This is a genomic window from Streptomyces sp. NPDC050508 (genome assembly GCF_040655155.1).
GTDB lineage: Bacteria > Actinomycetota > Actinomycetes > Streptomycetales > Streptomycetaceae > Streptomyces.
Map to the genome: position 1 here is coordinate 105,571 of NZ_JBFAJJ010000004.1, position 15,281 is coordinate 120,851.

Here is a 15,281-nt window from a genome sequence, read left to right on the forward strand (position 1 = left end):
TGCAGTTCTCCGTACGATGGGTTCCACCCGGACGATCAAGTCGGTGTCGGACACCTTGCCGCCGGAATCCGACAGGAGGAGGCATGCTGGAGATGGAATCCGACACCCTCGACCGGCTCGACACGCAACTGCTGACCGCCCTGGAGCTCAACGGCAGGGCCTCCTTCAGCCGCCTCGGTGCGGTGCTCGGCGCCTCCGACCAGACCATCGCCCGCCGCTTCCGCAGACTCACCGCCGAGGCCGGTCTCCGGGTCGTCGCGATCCGCGACGCCGAACGCCTCGGCCAGGACCAGTGGATGCTGCGCCTGCGCTGCGCCCCCGACAACGCCCTCAACATCGCCGACGCCCTCGCCAAACGCCCCGACACCGCGTGGATCGGCCTCGCCTCCGGCGGCACCGAGATCGTCTGCCTGACCCGCCCCCGCAGCCCCGGCGACTACGACGACCTCCTGCTCGGCAAACTCCCGCGCACCCCCAGCGTCCTGGACATCCGCGCCCACCAGATGCTCCACCGCTTCTACGGTGGCCCGACGGGCTGGCTCCGCCGCTTCAAGGTGCTCGCCGACGACCAGATCGCCGCGCTGCTCCCCGAACCGGCGCCCGCACCCGGCCCCGCCCGCATCGAACCCGAGGACGAGGCCCTGATCGCCGTCCTCGAACGCGACGGCCGCGCCGGCTATCCCGAACTCCAGCGCGCCACCGGCCGCTCCGAGTCCGCCGTCAAACGCCGCCTCGCCTCCCTGATCGGCTCGGGCGCGGTGTACATCGACATCGAGTTCGACTCGGAGGTGCTCGGCTACACGCGTGCGGCCGTGCTCTGGATCACGGCGACCCCGGCCGCGCTGCAGTCGGTCGGCGAGGCACTGGCCACGCACGACGAGATCGCGTACGCCTCCGCCACGGCCGGCCCGTCCAACATCGTCGTGACCGCGGTGGTGAAGGACACGGCGGGACTGTACGACTACCTCAGCGGGGCTCTGGGACAGCTCGACGGGGTGCGGCATGTGGAGGCGAGCCCGTTCCTGCGGCGCGTGAAGCAGCTGACGTATCGGACGCTCCCGCTCAACTCGCCCTCCCTCAAAGTAAGTTCAAGATAAATCATGCGCAAAACCAAGCACCCGGAGATGGGAATCACAGTGTTCGGCGATCGAATGTGGCTCGTCCAAACCGATGCCGCAGGGATTTCCCGAAAGATCTTTTGGAAATAGTCTTCGGAAGTCCTTCCGGTGAGCCACCTGAAGGGAATATCGAATTGAAGACCCAAAACGCTCACCGCAGGTCGCTGGGTCGCCGCAGGAAGATCGTCATGGCCTTAGCGGCGGCGACGACCCTCCTCGGCGGCGCGATGTACGCCAACGCGAACGCCGCATCCGTCACGCCGGACCCCTCCACCAGCGCGTCCCCGACCACCCCCGGATCGACGTCCCCGACCACCCCTGGATCCACCTCCCCGTCCACGCCGGCCTCCGCCTCCGCCCCCGAGCCCACGGGCACGGCCGGGACGGGCTCCTCCGTCTCGGACGTGGTCGACGCCGCCAACGCGTTCCTGAAGACCCTGGACGACGACCAACAGGCCGACGTACTCCTCGACTTCACGCAGGCGAACGCCATCGCCTGGTCGAACGAGACGTGCGGTTCGACCTGCCGGGTCGGCATCGAACTGAGCACGCTCAGCGACACCCAGCTCACCGCCGCCAAGGCGGTGGTCGAGGCGGCCACGGGCACCGGGACCGACACCGGCTACGACCAGATCAGCCAGATCCTGGCGGCCGACGACGTCCTCGGCGACACCGACAGCAGCTACGGCAGCGGCAACTACTACCTCGCCTTCCTGGGCACCCCGAGCACCTCCGGCACCTGGCAACTGCACTTCGGCGGCGACCAGTTGGCCGTGAACCTCACCTACAAGGACGGGGAGGTCGTGGGTTCCACCCCGTACTTCGCCGGGGTGGAACCCGCCAGCTGGACCGACGACGACGGCACCACCTACGCACCCCTGGCCGGGATGCACGACGGGGTGGAGGCGATGCTCGAAGGTCTGAGCGACGACGAACTGACGGAGGCGGAGCTCTCCGACTCCACCAGCGACGTGGTGCTCGGCCCGGACGAGGACGGCGACTTCCCCGACACCAAGGAGGGCCTCGCGGTCAGCGAACTGACCGACGACCAGCAGCAGTTGGTGCTCGACGCCATCGAGCCGTGGGTCGAGGCCGCGGACGACACGACCGCCGCGTCCACCCTGAGCACCTACAAGTCGGAGCTCGACGACACCTACATCTCGTACTCCGGCACCACCGCACTGGACACCGCGGGCGACTACGTCCGCATCGACGGACCCGGTGTCTGGATCGAGTTCTCGGTCAAGGACGGCGTGGTCGACACCAGCCAGCTCAACTACAGCTCCGTCTACCGCGATCACGACACCGACTACGGAGGAGAATTCTCGTTCTCCTGAACCACCCCCCGATGACATAACGGGCGGCGCTGCTTCCGGCAGTGCCGCCCGCTGTCGGGAATTACCCGCAGACGGTCGAGGAATTCATCGTCGTCAGCATTCTTGTACGCGTTTTCTCGCACCCCCGCGGAATTGAATCCCGGCATCGAACTGCAATGAAAAGACCGGGACTACGGACCGCGCCGGTGCAACCGATCCCCGCCCGCCAGAATCGCCGCCGCCAACGCGTCCGCCGCCCCCTGCGCCGACACCCGCCGCCGCCCGTGCACCAACACGAAGTCGACCTCGCCCAACTCCGGCAACCCCGCCCGATCGGGCACCCGCACCAGCCCCGGTGGCACCAGACCTCGTGAGTGCGCCATCACCCCCAGCCCCGCCCGGGCCGCGGCGATCAGCCCGTTGAGGCTCCCGCTGGTGCACGCGATACGCCACGCCCGCCCCTGCCGCTCCAACGCCTCCAGCGCGAGCGCCCGCGTGATGCCCGGCGGCGGATAGACGATCAGCGGCACAGGGCGATCCACGTCCAGGCGGAGCCGCTCCGCGCCGATCCACACCAGCTTGTCGTGCCAGACCAGTTCACCTCGCAGGTCCTCGGCCCGCCGCTTCGCCAGCACCAAGTCCAGCTTGCCGGCCGCCAGTTGCTCGTGCAGCGTGCCGGACAGCTCGACCGTCAGCTCAAGGTCGACCTCGGGGTGGTCGTACCGGAAGCCCTCCAGGATCTCCGGCAGCCGGGTGAGGACGAAGTCCTCGGACGCGCCGAAGCGGAGCCGCCCGCGCAGTCGGGTGCCGGTGAAGAACGCCGAGGCCTGCTCCTGCACCTCCAGGATCCGGCGCGCGAAGCCCAGCATCGCCTCGCCGTCCTCCGTCAGCTCCACGGAGTGCGTGTCCCGGGTGAACAGCTGCCGTCCCGTCGCGTCCTCCAGGCGCCGCACGTGCTGGCTCACGGTGGACTGACGCAGCCCGAGCCGCCGGGCGGCCTGCGTGAAACTCAGGGTCTGGGACACCGCGAGGAAGGTACGCAGGTGAGAGAGGTCGTACATGCCATACACCGTAACCGGTTATCGCGAAACGTGATGGCAGTCAGAGCGGTATGACGGATTCCCGATCAAGGGTCTGGCGAGGACGATGGGAGGGCACGAGTCCGTGCCGGAAGACGGAGCGGACGTACAGCGAGGTAGTGGAGCACAGTGAAACGCCTGCGATGGCCGAGTTGGATGCCGATCGACCCCTACATCCTGCTGCTCCTCGGGACGGTGGGCATCGCCGCACTCCTCCCCGCGAGAGGCGCGGGCGCCGACGTCGCCTCGGGCGCCTCCACGGCCGCGATCGCCTTCCTCTTCTTCCTCTACGGCGCCCGGCTGTCGACGCGTGAGGCACTGGACGGACTCAAGCACTGGCGACTGCACACCACCGTCCTGGCCTGCACCTTCGTCGTCTTCCCGCTGCTGGGCCTGGCCGCCCGCGGTCTCGTCCCGGTGCTGCTGACCCACCCCCTCTACCAGGGGCTGCTCTTCCTCACCCTCGTCCCGTCGACCGTCCAGTCGTCGATCGCGTTCACGTCGATCGCGCGCGGCAACGTGCCCGCCGCGATCTGTGCCGGCTCCTTCTCCTCACTCGCCGGCATCGTCATCACCCCGCTGCTGGCCGGCGCCCTGCTCGGCAGCAGCGGCGGCGGTTTCTCCGCCGATTCACTCCTCAAGATCGTGCTGCAACTCCTGGTGCCGTTCCTGGCCGGGCAGTTGCTGCGGCGTTGGATCGGCGGCTTCATCACCCGGCACAAGAAGATCCTCGGCTACGTCGACCGCGGCTCGATCCTGCTTGTCGTCTACACCGCGTTCAGTGAAGGCATGGTCCAGGGCATCTGGCACCAGGTGAGTGCGGTTCGCCTCGCCGGACTGCTCGCCGTCGAGGCCGTCGTGCTCGCGGTGATGCTCACCCTGACCTGGTACGGCGGCAAGGCGCTGCGCTTCGACCGGGAGGACCGGATCGCCATCCAGTTCGCCGGCTCGAAGAAGTCCCTCGCCTCCGGACTGCCCATGGCCAGCGTCCTGTTCGGCGCCCACGCCTCACTGGCCGTGCTGCCGCTGATGCTCTTCCACCAGATGCAGCTGATGGTGTGCGCGGTCATCGCCAAGCGCCGCGCCCGCGATCCACTGCCCGAGGTCACCGAGTCGGCGGCCCCAACCGCAGGGTCACGAACCGCGGTCGGTACAGGGACACGTTCCGGCTGAGGTTCAGCGCCGCCGAAGTGGCCGTCGCGTCCAGCCAGTTGACGTCGTAGCTGAGCACGATCCGCCCGTCGCCGCGCAACGCCGTGTGCACCTGCGGGTTGTACGCGGCGACCTGCCCCGGCGGCAGCGGCGGGCTGAAACTCCTGGTCGGCCCGTGCCACGGCCCGGTGGGCGAACAGGCCCAGTACGAGGTGACGGTGGTGAGGCCCCGGCTGCCCGCGGCCATCGTGAACAGGACGTACGTCCCGCCGTCCCGCACCACCGAGAACGCGCTGCCCACACCCGTGTGTCGACCATCACCGAGCACCGGCCGCGGCCCGGCACGACCCGTCCACGCCGAGCCGTCCCAGTACTCCCAGGCGACCGGCTCCCCGAGCCGCCCCTCCGGCACCCGCGCCACATACGCCGAGGAGGTCGGCCGGGCCGCGGCCTGGGCGTCGTTCCCACCGAAGACGTACGTCCACCCGCCCACCGCGACCAACGTCGTCCCGAACTGCACCCGCAGGGACGGGTCCTGGACCAACTGCTGGTCGAAGACCTTCACGATCGACTCGACCCGCAGGTCCGGCAGCGACAACGTGGCCACCTCGGTCGCGGTCGGCACACCGTAGATCCACGGGTACTGCCCGGCCGTCCGCGTCCACAGCAGCACCCGTACGACCGACTCGGCCGAGCCGGGGGAGCGGGGCTCGACACGGGCCGCGACCGGCCAACGCCACTCGTTCGGGGCGGGATCGGGGAACAGCGGTGCGGGGAGCGTGAGTTGGGGGTGCCCGTCGCGCATCACCACCGCCGAGTTGCGCACCAGCGGCGCGGTGGTGTCCCGCCAGGCGTACGACTCGCCGACCGGGTTGGGCGGGCCGTGCACCTGGCCGAGATAGGTGTCGGAGAACAGCCACAGCATCCGCCCGTCCGGCAGCCGCACCGAGTGGGTGCCGTCGCCGCCGGTCCAGTCGTCGGTGCGGGTCTCGTCGTCGCCGTACGCGGCAAAGGAGTTGGTGAGCCGAGCATCCGCCGACCAGGAGCGCACCGTACGGGCCGTGCACGCGCCGCCGCCCTCCCGGTCGTGGTCCTTCGGGAGGGAGGTGAGCAGCACGGCCGCGAGAACCAGGGTCAGCAGCAGGCCGACCCCGGCTCCCGTGCGCTGTCGTGCTCGTCGGTCGTCGGGCACGCCCGGGACGTTAGTGGCTGCCGCTCACATGGTCCATGGGCAGCCACAGCACGGTCCCCGCGGTGGGGGGATCCTGCGCGGCCAGCTCGTCGTCCGTCAACATCCGGTCCCAGACGTGGACTTCGTCGACCGACCCGGTGAAGTACTGGAGGCTGTCCATACGTTGACCGATGTGCACACCGAACGGCGAGTTGCGGCTGACGGAGCCCACGACGTCCGCCGTGCTCACCGCCGTACCGTCGACGGACAGGGTCAACTGCCCACCGCCGCGCCGCAGTACGGCCTGGTGCCACTCGCCGTCGTTGTAGGCGCCGGTGGTGACGACCGAGGTGGTGTGGACGGTCGTCGCACCGTCCCGGGTGGTGATCAGCGCCCGGACATGGTTGCCGGCGGGCTCACCGCGCAGCCAGACCTGCGGCTGGGTGGTGCCGACCCCGCCCATCCACAGGAACGGCTGATCGCCGGTCGTGGCGGTGTAGCGGAACCAGAGGGATGCCGTGAAGTCCTTTGTGCCCAGGGGGAGTCGGTCGCTGTACGGCAGGCGGACGGCGTCGTCGACGCCGTCGAAGGACAGGGCGCCGCCGGACACGCCGTCCGTCTCCTGGGCGCCGCCGAGTACGGCCGAGCGCTCGGCGTGCGGGGCGAGGTCGGCGGTCGTCGGGTCCGGGCCCCGACGCGGTTGCAGCCAGGCCTCGTTGAAACGGGCGAAGCGGATCTCGTCGGTGGCGCTCACGGCACCGCCCTCGTAGAGCAGCCCCACCGTGTCGCCGTCGATGCGCGCCATGTCGGAGTAGCCCGACCAGTCCTTCGTCACGACCGTGCCGCGGTCCACGCTGTCCCAGGTCCGGCCGCCGTCGTAGGAGGAGCGGATCATCATCGTGCGGCGGCGGTCGGGGTCGGCGTCGCAGGACAGCAGGATGCGGGAGCCGACGCCCAGCGTCGAGCACTGGACCTGCGGGGCGTACAGGTCGGGCAGGTCACGGAAGGGCGCGGTGAAGCTGTCGCCGCCGTCGCGGCTGACCGCCTGGGTGCGGTGGCCGAGGTCGGTGCCGTCCTGTTCACGGCCGCTCACCAGGACCGAACCGTCGATGCGCTCGGTCAACGTCACCTCGGACGGCTTCTGCCGCCAGGTCCCGTCGGCCGCGATCGGATACGAGTCGGTGGCGCCGATCCTCCAGTGGTCGCCTCCGTCGTCGCTCACGATCAGCGCCGCGTTGTTCGCGGTGACCCGACTCCCGTCCCAGGTCTCGGTGTTGACGCCGAACACGAGCCTGCCCCGGTGCTTGCCGCGGGTGAGCTGGATGCCGTGCACGGGGCCGGTGGCGTACCAGGAGTTCCAGTTCGGGGGCAGGATCTCGTCGCTCAGATCACGCGGCTGCGACCAGGTCAGACCGTCGTCGTCGCTGTACTGCAGGTGCGGGGTGCGATCGCAGGGGACCGAGCAACTGGTGCTGTCCGTACGGCCCGTGTTGTACGTCTCGGCGAGCAGGATGCGCCCGGTCCTACGGTCCACGACGGGCGCCGGGTTGCCGTGGGTGTCGCCGCCGCCGCGGTTGACGACCTGAAGCGGGCTCCAGGTGAGGCCGTCGTCCGTGGAGCGCTTGACGACGATGTCGATGTCGGCGGCGTCACCGCAGTTGAGGACCCGGCCCTCGGCGAACGCGAGCAGAGTGCCGTCGTTCGTCTTCACCACGGCGGGGATGCGGAAGCAGGCGTAGCCCGGGTCCTGGGAGGCCTTGAAGAGGACCTGCTGGTCGAACTCGGGGGTGGGGGCGGCGGATTGGGCGGTGGCGTGCGCGGGGCTCGGGAGCATGAGCAGCGCGGCCAGGGTGAGTGCGGCGGTGAGGGTGGATCTCAGACGTGCGCGAAGACTCGACGGCATGGTGCTACCTGCCCTTCATTCGTCTGGACATCCGGACATCCCACGTCCAACGGGCGTGTCACAGACGTTAGTTGGGGCCTCCGGTGCCTCACAAGAAGCGTGCAGCGGTCGGAGGTGCGGAAGTCGGCCGTGGCGGACGGACAGTGAGGGAGCGTCAGCTCCGGTGTGACGCCTCAGGGGCGCAGCACGACCTTGCCGAGGTTGCTCCGCGACTCGATCACCCTGTGTGCCGCGGCGGCCTCCGCCAGCCCGAACTCCCCGTGCACCACAGGCTTCAGGGTGCCCTCCGCGAACAGCCGCCACAGCTCCTGCCGCCACTGCTCGAACAACTCCGGCTTCCCGCGCGCGATCCGAGCCGTCTGGAACCCGATCACGGACTTGCCGCCCACGAGCAGGTCGTACGCCTGGATCGTCCCGCCGCCGGAGCTGTACGCCACGAGCCGCCCGCCCGGGGCCAGCGCGGCGACGGCCGGGGTGAGCAGGTCGCCGCCCACCGCGTCGAGGACGTAGCCGAAGGGGCCGCCCCAGTCGTCCCGCCCGTACGTGACCACCTCGGCGGCGCCCAGCGCGCCCACGAAGTCGGCCTTCGCCGGATCGGACACCGCGCCCACCACCCGCCCGGCACAGCCCCGCGCCTTCGCCAACTGCACGGCGAGATGGCCGACTCCGCTCGCCGCGGCCGTGATCAGGGCGGCCTCGCCGGGTTCGGGGCGGGCCGCGTCCAGCGCGCCCAGGGCCACCAGCCCGCTGCGGACGAGCGCGACCGCGTCGACGGCGGAGGCGGTGCCGGGCACGGGGGAGGCCATGGCCTCGTGGAGGACGGCGTAGTCGGCGTATCCGTGCCCGAAGCACAGACCCGTCACGCGCTCGCCCGCCCGGAAACGGGTGACGCCCTCGCCCACGGCGGCCACCTCCCCGGCGATCTCGCCGCCGAGCGGGATCGGCTCGGCGGCCTCGGTGACCTTGCGGACGACGGGCAGGGTGACCCCGACCGCCTCGGTGCGGACGAGGACTTCGCCGGGGCCCGGCTCGGGGACGGGGGCCTCCTCCAGGAACAGCGGGCCGCCGGTGGACTCGTACCGGACGCGACGCATCGCACCTCCAGGGATCGTCGAAAGTCGTTGGGATGCCCAATGATATTCACGATTTCATTGGGAGGTTCAACGACTTTTCGCTAGGCTGCCCGCATGGCCGAAGCACCCCTCCCCGCGATCCGCTCCCTCCCCAGCTGGCTCCTCGGCCGAGCCGCCGCCCGCGGCCGGGCCCTCGTCGCCGACGCCCTGGCCGCCGAGGGGGTGAAGATGTGGCACCACGTGGTGCTCTCCGCCGTCCGCGATCTCGCCCCCGTCGCCCAGGCCGACCTCGGCCGCAGTGTCGGGCTCGACCCCAAGGACGTCGTCGGCATCCTCAACGACCTCCAGTCCTCCGGCCTGGTCGTACGGGAGCCGGACCCGAACGACCGCCGCAAGAACGCGGTGTCGCTCACGACCGAGGGTGCACGGCTGCTGAAGCGCTGCGAGAAGGCGGCCCGTGAGGCCAACGAGGAGCTCCTCGCCCCGCTGTCGACGGCCGAACGCGCCCGGTTCATGGACCTGTTGATCCGGATTTCCGGTACGGACGGCTGACGGGGGCTAACGTTCCGTCATGACCCCACCGCAGACTGCCGAACCCCGGCTCGCCCTCGACCCCGAGCGCACCGCCCTGGTCCTCGTCGACCTGATGGACCGCATCGTCGCGCTGCCGCTCGAACCGTACAAGGGCACCGAAGTCATCGCCGTGGCCGGGGAGTTGGCATCCGTGTTCCGTTCCGCCGGTGCGCTCGTCGTGCTGATCCGGGTCGAACGTCCCGGCATCGCCGAGCAGCCCGCCGGCAGTGGACTCGCCGACGGGCTGTTGCGGGAAGGGGACTTGGAGATCGTGAAGCGGACGATCGGGGGCTTCCAGAGCACGGGACTTGAGGAGCGGCTGCGTGAACGGGGCGTCAACACCCTGGTGTTCGGCGGGATCGCCACCAACCTCGGCGTGGAGTCCACCGCGCGTGCCGCCGGCGACCTCGGGCACGAACTCGTCTTCGTCGAGGACGCGATGAGCGCGCTCACCGCGGCCGAGCACCAGGCGTCGGTCAAACTCGACTTCCCGCGGCTGGGATCGGTGGTGACGGCGGCGGAGGTGCGCTTCGCGCCGGGTGACTGAGACGGGTGGCCGGCGCGGGCGGTGGAGCGGTCAGACGAGGACCGTGCCGCCGTCCACGACCACCGTCGAACCGGTGCTGTAGCCACCGCGCATCAGATACAGATACGCCTCGGCGATGTCCTCCGGCTCGCCGATCCGGCCGACCGGCAGCGACCCGGCGACGGACTCGAACAGCCCGTCCCGGTGCTCGTCGCCCAACTCCCGCCACAACTCGGTGCGGACCACACCGGGCGCGACCACGTTGACCCGCAGCGGGGCCAGCTCCAGCGCCAGTGCCCGGGTCAGCGACTCCATCGCCCCGCACAGCGCGGCGGCGACGGAAGTGCCGGGCAGCGGCCTGCGACCGGCGGTGCCCGTGGTCAGGACCACGGAACCACCCTCCCGGATCGACGCGGCGCCGTACTTCACGGCCGTGTAGGCACCCCACAGCCGGGTGTCCAGGAAGGCGCGGGCCCGCCCGAGGTCGGACTCGGCGAGGCTCTCCATCAGCAGCGCCTCACCGGCCGTGTACACCAGATGGTCGTAGCCGCCGAGCCCCGCGAAGAAGTCCCGCACCGCCTCCTCGTCGCCCGCGTCCAGTACGTGGCCCTCGGCGTCCTCCGGGAGTTGCTTCAGGGCCGTGTCCACGCTCTCCTGCCGGCGTGAGGCGACCACCACCCGGGCGCCCTCCCGCGCGGCCGCCTCCGCGACCGCGAGCCCGATTCCCGCCGTACCGCCGATGACGACGATCCGCTGTCCTCGCAGTCCCATGTCCTGCACCTTTCGGGTTGCGCGCGTTGTTGTGACGTCATCCAGCCTGTGGCCGCCACCGCCCCGCCGTCCAAGACCTCTTTCGTTGGTGGCGATACCCTGAAGGCATCGCCGAAGGCGTACGGAAGGGCGGCACCGATGGACCTCGACCTGCGGAAGGTCCGCTACTTCGTGGCGGTGGCCGAACTGCTGCACTTCGGCCGCGCGGCCGAGCAGCTGCACATCGCACAGCCGGTGCTGAGCCGTCAGATCCGGGCCCTGGAAAAGGACTTGGACGCCACGCTCTTCGAACGTGACAGCCACGGCGTGACGTTGACGGCGGCAGGGCGGCAACTCCTCGACGACGGGCGCACGTTGCTCGCCTCGGCGCATGCGACACGCCGTAGGGTGCAGCGGTCCGCGCGGGGGCCGCACCGCCTCGTCGTCGGCTTCCGCGCGGGCGTCGTGATCACCCACGCCCTGCGCGCCTACGGCGCCGCCCACCCCGACATCGAGGTCAGGGCCCGCCGGGTCGAATGGGACGACCAGGAACAGCTGATCCTCGACGGCACCGTCGACCTCGCCTACCTGCGCCGCCCGATCCGCGAACAGGGCCTCACACTGCTCCCGCTCTTCACCGAGACCCGGGTCGCCATGCTCCCCGCCGACCACCGCCTCGCCGGCAAGCAGGACCTCGTGCTGGCCGACCTCGACGGCGAGGCCTGGCTGCGGTACGCCGATCCCGGTCCCGACGACGTGCCGATCCGCAGCATCGAGGAGAAGTTCGAGGCCGTGGCTTCCGGCGCGGGCATCACCCTCGTCCCCGTCTCCGTCGCCGAGCAGTACTCCCGCCCCGGCATCACCTACGTCCCCGTGACCGACGCCGAACCCGACCAGGTGATCCTCGCCTGGGAGGCGGCCCGCCGCTCACCCCTGATCACGGCCTTCGTGGAGACCGCACAGGGCTGACCCGGGGACACGGTGCTCGCCGGGACCGGGCAAGGCTGAGGCGGGGCCCCTGCGGCGCAGGGGGCGCTCCCCGCCGGCCGGGGCCCCGCCGCCGTGACGCGGGGCGCGGATCTCAGCCCTGGGCGGCCGCGGCCCGCAGGGCGATACGGTCCTCGCCCGCGTACACGTTCATGTTGCTGCCCCGCAGGAAACCCACCAGGGTCAGGCCCGTCTCCAGCGCCAGGTCCACGGCCAGCGACGAGGGCGCCGACACCGCCGCCAGCAGCGGGATGCCCGCCATCACGGCCTTCTGCGCCAGCTCGAAGGAGGCCCGGCCAGAGACCAGCAGGATCACCCGCGACAGGGGCAGGTCCCCGTTCTGCAGGGCGCGGCCGACCAGCTTGTCGACCGCGTTGTGCCGGCCCACGTCCTCCCGTACGTCCAGCAGCTCGCCCTCCTCGCTGAACAGGGCCGCCGCGTGCAGACCCCCGGTCCGGTCGAAGACCCGCTGGGCCGCGCGCAGCCGGTCGGGGAGGCTCGCGAGCAGCGAGGGCTCGACACGGACCGGGGGAGTGTCGGCGATGGGCCAGCGCGCCGTCGTACGGACCGCGTCCAGGCTCGCCTTGCCGCACAGACCGCACGAGGACGTCGTGTACACGTTCCGCTCCAGCGTGATGTCGGGCATCACCACGTCCGGGGCGGTCCGTACGTCCACCACGTTGTACGAGTTCGAGCCGTCTACAGTCGCCCCCGCGCAGTACACGATGTTCTGCAGATCGTATGCGTTAGCCAGTACACCCTCGCTGACCAGGAACCCGGCCGCGAGCGCGAAGTCGTCGCCCGGTGTGCGCATGGTGATCGCGAGCGGCTTGCCGTTGAGTTGGATCTCCAGGGGTTCCTCGGCGACGAGTGTGTCCGGGCGGCTGGAGACCACGCCGTCCCGGATCCGGATCACCTTGCGTCGTTCCGTGACTCGTCCCATGTCCTGATCAGCCCCGGTTCTGTACGTGCTGGTAGCCGAAACGGCCCTTGATGCAGAGGTTGCCGTGGGTCACCGGGTTGTCGTGCGGAGAGGTGACCTTCACGATCTCATTGTCCTGCACGTGCAGCGTGAGGTTGCAGCCCACTCCGCAGTACGCGCACACGGTGGTCGTCTCGGTCTGCTCCGACTCGTTCCAGGTACCTGCCGCCCGCATGTCGAACTCGGACTTGAAGGACAGGGCCCCGGTCGGGCACACCTCGACGCAGTTCCCGCAGTACACGCACGCCGAGTCGGTCAGCGGCGCGTCGTGCTCCACCGCGATCCGCGCGTCGAAACCACGCCCCACGACGGAGATCGCGAAGGTGTTCTGCCACTGGTCGCCGCACGCGTCCACGCACTTGTAGCAGAGGATGCACTTGTCGTAGTCGCGCACATACAGGTCGTTGTCGACCCTCGGCTCCTCGCCGAGCCGGGCCGCGTCCGGGCCGAAACGGTCCGGCTCCGCCCCGTACTCCTTGATCCACTCGGCGGCCCTCGGTGTCGTCGACAAGTCGACCGAGGAGGCGAGGAGTTCGAGGACGATCTTGCGGCTGTGCCGGGCCCGCTCCGTGTCGGTCCGCACCTCCATGCCGGGCTCGGCCCTGCGAGAACAGGCCGGCACGAGGGTCCTGGACCCCTCGACCTCCACCACGCACACCCGGCAGGCGTTCTTCGGGGCGAGCGTGTCGCCCTGGCAGAGCGTCGGCACGTCCTTCCCGGCGGCCCGGCAGGCGTCCAGGACCGTCGAACCCTCGGGTGCCCGGACGGGCTCCCCGTCGATCGTGAACTCCAGCATCCGACGCGGAATCCCCAGCGGTATCGCGGTCATTCGTACGCTCCCAGCCGGTCGATGGCGGATTCCACGGCGTTCCACGCGGTCTGCCCCAGACCGCAGATCGAGGCGTCCCGCATCGCCCGCCCGACCTCTCTCAGCAGGGCGATGTCGTCGGCGGCAGCGGCGCCGGTGCGCTCCGCGATCCGGTGCAGCGCCTCGTCCTGCCGTACGGTCCCGACCCGGCACGGTACGCACTGCCCGCACGACTCGTCCCGGAAGAACTCGGCGATCCGCAACAGGAGTCGGGGCAACGGCACGGTGTCGTCGAAGGCCATCACGACCCCCGAACCGAGCGTCGTGCCCGCCTCCCGGGTGCCTTCGAAGGTGAGCGGGATGTCCAGTTCGTCGGGCCGTACGAAACCCCCCGCCGCCCCGCCGAGCAGCACCGCCCGCAACCGCCCCCGTACGCCTGCCAGTTGCAGCAGTTCGCCGAGCGTGGCGCCGAACGGCAGTTCGTAGACGCCCGGCCGGTCCACACTCCCCGACACGCAGAACAGCTTGGGCCCGGTGGACCTGCCGGTGCCGATCGCCGCGTACGCGGGCGCGCCCATCGTCAGGATCGGCAGCACGTTGACGAGCGTCTCCACGTTGTTCTCGACCGTCGGCTTGCCGAACAGTCCCTTCTCCACAGGGAAGGGAGGCTTTGAGCGCGGCTCGCCCCGATACCCCTCGATGGAGTTGAAGAGGGCCGTCTCCTCACCGCAGATGTACGCGCCCGCGCCGCGCCGGATCTCGATGTCGAAGGCATACCCCTGGCCGAGGACGTCGTCGCCGAGGAGCCCGCGTGCGCGCGCCTGGTCGACGGCATGCTGCATACGATGTACGGCTCTCGGATACTCGCCACGTGCATACAGAAAGCCCCGGTGTGCGCCGACTGCATACGCCGCCACCGTCATCGCCTCGACCAGCGCGTACGGGTCGCCCTCCATGACCACCCGGTCCTTGAAGGTGCCCGGCTCGGATTCGTCGGCATTGCACACCAGATAGTGCGGACGGTCGGGCTGGGACGCCGCGGCCTGCCATTTGCGGCCGGTGGGGAAGGCGGCGCCACCACGCCCGACCAGGCCGGAGTCGGTCACCTCACGGATGACCCCGGCGGGACCGAGCTCGAACGCCCGGCGCAGGGCCGTGTAACCGCCGTGCGCGCGGTAGTCGTCCAGCGAGGCCGGATCGACGACGCCGACCCGGCGCAGCAGGACCAGCGCAGGGTCGCCCGCCTGCGGTACGGCGCTCACCGCGGCCGGTTCCTCCGGCGCCGAGTCGGGCGCGGTCGCCGCGAGGACGGCCGCCTCCACCGTCGCCGGTGCCGACACCGCCGTACGCACCGGATCGCCGGACCTGACCGCGAGCGCGGCCGGAGCCCGTTCGCACAGGCCCAGGCAGGGGCTCCGCTCGACGGCGACCCCGCTGCCGGGCCCCAGCCGGGACTCGACCCCCGCTTGAAGGCGAGCTGCGCCTGCGGCCGTGCACGCGAGGTCCGTACACACGTGCAGCACGGTCGCCGGGCGGGGTGTCACCGAGAACATGGCGTAGAAGGTGGCGACCCCGTACGCCTCCGCCGGTGGGACCGTGAGGCGTCGGCACAGATACGCGAGGGCGCCCTCGCTGATCCAGCCGACCCGGTCGTTGATCGCGTGCAGCCCCGGCAACAGCAGATCACGACGGTCCCGCGCTGCACGCCCGCCGCGCGCCCACCTCAGATCGGCGTCGGAACGGTCCGCGCCCTCCCACGAGGACTCCGGAGGGCCCAACAGGGCGTCCACGGCGGCCCGTTCCTCGTCCGTCGGTTTGCTGTCGCCGAAGTGCAGGTCCACTT

The 15,281-nt window shown here is 70.6% G+C and carries 14 protein-coding genes; 6 read left to right on the forward strand and 8 right to left on the reverse strand.

The genetic code is table 11. The features are described 5' to 3' along the window. Positions 1-83: 83 nt before the first annotated feature. On the forward strand, positions 84-1,097 hold the full coding sequence (locus AB0I69_RS12925; RefSeq protein WP_363095665.1) for an Lrp/AsnC family transcriptional regulator: 1,014 nt from the start codon (positions 84-86) through the stop codon (positions 1,095-1,097). 209 nt (positions 1,098-1,306) lie between these two features. Then, positions 1,307-2,455: a DUF3500 domain-containing protein gene (locus AB0I69_RS12930; protein ID WP_363095666.1), complete on the forward strand. Its 1,149-nt coding sequence runs from the start codon at positions 1,307-1,309 to the stop codon at positions 2,453-2,455. Positions 2,456-2,625: 170 nt separating this feature from the next. Here the strand turns inward: AB0I69_RS12930 and AB0I69_RS12935 are convergent, their stop codons facing one another. Beyond that, positions 2,626-3,495 carry a LysR substrate-binding domain-containing protein gene (locus tag AB0I69_RS12935; RefSeq protein WP_363095667.1) on the reverse strand — a complete coding sequence of 290 codons (870 nt, stop codon included), beginning with the start codon at positions 3,493-3,495 and terminating at the stop codon, positions 2,626-2,628. A gap of 174 nt (positions 3,496-3,669) precedes the next feature. On the opposite strand from AB0I69_RS12935, the gene AB0I69_RS12940 reads away from it, so the two are divergent. Next, complete coding sequence (locus AB0I69_RS12940; RefSeq protein WP_363096131.1) at positions 3,670-4,686, forward strand: bile acid:sodium symporter family protein; 1,017 nt, start codon at positions 3,670-3,672, stop codon at positions 4,684-4,686. Here AB0I69_RS12940 and AB0I69_RS12945 read toward each other — a convergent pair. The 3 genes from AB0I69_RS12945 to AB0I69_RS12955 all read right to left on the reverse strand — a co-directional run bounded on the left by AB0I69_RS12945 (position 4,619) and on the right by AB0I69_RS12955 (position 8,833). Beyond that, positions 4,619-5,857 carry a DUF4185 domain-containing protein gene (locus tag AB0I69_RS12945; protein ID WP_363095668.1) on the reverse strand — a complete coding sequence of 413 codons (1,239 nt, stop codon included), beginning with the start codon at positions 5,855-5,857 and terminating at the stop codon, positions 4,619-4,621. The genes AB0I69_RS12940 and AB0I69_RS12945 overlap by 68 nt on opposite strands. 10 nt (positions 5,858-5,867) lie before the next feature. Next, positions 5,868-7,739 carry a sialidase family protein gene (locus AB0I69_RS12950; RefSeq protein WP_363095669.1) on the reverse strand — a complete coding sequence of 624 codons (1,872 nt, stop codon included), beginning with the start codon at positions 7,737-7,739 and terminating at the stop codon, positions 5,868-5,870. Positions 7,740-7,912: 173 nt separating this feature from the next. Next, positions 7,913-8,833 (reverse strand): zinc-binding dehydrogenase, encoded by a 921-nt coding sequence (locus tag AB0I69_RS12955; protein ID WP_363095670.1) that lies wholly within the window; start codon positions 8,831-8,833, stop codon positions 7,913-7,915. Positions 8,834-8,926: 93 nt separating this feature from the next. On the opposite strand from AB0I69_RS12955, the gene AB0I69_RS12960 reads away from it, so the two are divergent. After that, positions 8,927-9,364, forward strand: a complete 438-nt coding sequence (locus AB0I69_RS12960) for a MarR family transcriptional regulator (protein ID WP_363095671.1) — start codon at positions 8,927-8,929, stop codon at positions 9,362-9,364. A gap of 19 nt (positions 9,365-9,383) precedes the next feature. Further along, the gene (locus AB0I69_RS12965; RefSeq protein WP_363095672.1) at positions 9,384-9,932 is read left to right on the forward strand and encodes an isochorismatase family protein; all 549 of its coding nucleotides are present in this window, start codon (positions 9,384-9,386) and stop codon (positions 9,930-9,932) included. A gap of 30 nt (positions 9,933-9,962) precedes the next feature. Here AB0I69_RS12965 and AB0I69_RS12970 read toward each other — a convergent pair whose 3' ends face one another. Then, on the reverse strand, positions 9,963-10,682 hold the full coding sequence (locus tag AB0I69_RS12970; RefSeq protein WP_363095673.1) for an SDR family oxidoreductase: 720 nt from the start codon (positions 10,680-10,682) through the stop codon (positions 9,963-9,965). A gap of 138 nt (positions 10,683-10,820) precedes the next feature. On the opposite strand from AB0I69_RS12970, the gene AB0I69_RS12975 reads away from it, so the two are divergent. Then, positions 10,821-11,630 (forward strand): LysR substrate-binding domain-containing protein, encoded by an 810-nt coding sequence (locus AB0I69_RS12975; protein ID WP_363095674.1) that lies wholly within the window; start codon positions 10,821-10,823, stop codon positions 11,628-11,630. A 112-nt stretch (positions 11,631-11,742) separates the two neighbouring features. Here the strand turns inward: AB0I69_RS12975 and fdhD are convergent, their stop codons facing one another. From fdhD to AB0I69_RS12990, 3 genes are read right to left on the reverse strand one after another with little or no spacing between them, the layout of a single operon-like run. Next, positions 11,743-12,591, reverse strand: a complete 849-nt coding sequence (gene fdhD, locus AB0I69_RS12980; protein WP_363095675.1) for a formate dehydrogenase accessory sulfurtransferase FdhD — start codon at positions 12,589-12,591, stop codon at positions 11,743-11,745. 7 nt (positions 12,592-12,598) lie between these two features. Then, on the reverse strand, positions 12,599-13,459 hold the full coding sequence (locus tag AB0I69_RS12985; RefSeq protein ID WP_363095676.1) for a 2Fe-2S iron-sulfur cluster-binding protein: 861 nt from the start codon (positions 13,457-13,459) through the stop codon (positions 12,599-12,601). Further along, positions 13,456-15,279 carry an NADH-ubiquinone oxidoreductase-F iron-sulfur binding region domain-containing protein gene (locus tag AB0I69_RS12990; protein ID WP_363095677.1) on the reverse strand — a complete coding sequence of 608 codons (1,824 nt, stop codon included), beginning with the start codon at positions 15,277-15,279 and terminating at the stop codon, positions 13,456-13,458. The genes AB0I69_RS12985 and AB0I69_RS12990 overlap by 4 nt, the downstream gene beginning before the upstream one ends. Positions 15,280-15,281 lie beyond the last annotated feature (2 nt).